The sequence below is a fragment of the Aminobacter sp. P4_D5 genome (genome assembly GCF_056401815.1).
In genome coordinates, this window is record NZ_JBFUIP010000828.1 from 1 (window position 1) to 661 (window position 661).

The 661-nt window shown below is 70.3% G+C and carries 1 protein-coding gene; it reads left to right on the top strand.

Annotated elements, in window-relative coordinates; all coding sequences use genetic code 11:
• Positions 1-661 (top strand): Bug family tripartite tricarboxylate transporter substrate binding protein (locus tag AC1DWF_RS35245; protein WP_476843108.1); only part of this gene is annotated, 661 nt, incomplete at both ends.

Genomic DNA, 661 nt, shown 5'->3' on the forward strand with positions numbered 1-661 from the left:
AACGCCATTCTCTACCGCAACCTCCCCTACGACTGGGAGAAGGACTTCCTGCCCGTCGGCCAGTTTTGCTCGACGGCGCATGCGGTGGTCGTGCACCGCTCCATCCCCGCCGAGAATTTCACGGACCTCATCGGCTGGATCCGCGCCAATCCCGGCAAGTTCAACTTCGCCTCGGCCGGCGTGGGCGCTTCCACGCATCTGCTGATGGAGGATATCGGCGCGCATCTCGGCCTCGAGATGGTGCACGTCCCCTATCGCCAGAGCACCCAGGCCATGACCGACCTGCTCTCCGGCCGCATCCACGCCCGCTGCATGGGCCTGCCCGAGGCCGAGACGGTGCGTGGCGTCGCCAGCGTCCGGCCGCTCGCCATCACCAGCGCGGAGCGCCGCGACGCCTGGCCGGGCGTGCCGACGGTGGGCGAGAGCATCCCGGGCTTCACGGGCCTCGCCTATTTCGGTCTCACCATGCGGACCGGCACCCCGCCCGAGGCCGTCGCGCGCATCTCGGCGGCGCTGAACGAGGCCCTGGCCGATCCCCGCGTGAAGGCGGGCTACGAGCGCGTCGGCGCCGACATCGCGCCGCGCAACACCCCCGAGGACTTCTACCGCGTCACCCGCGCCGATGCGGAGCGCTGGGGTCCCCTCATCCGACGTCTCAACC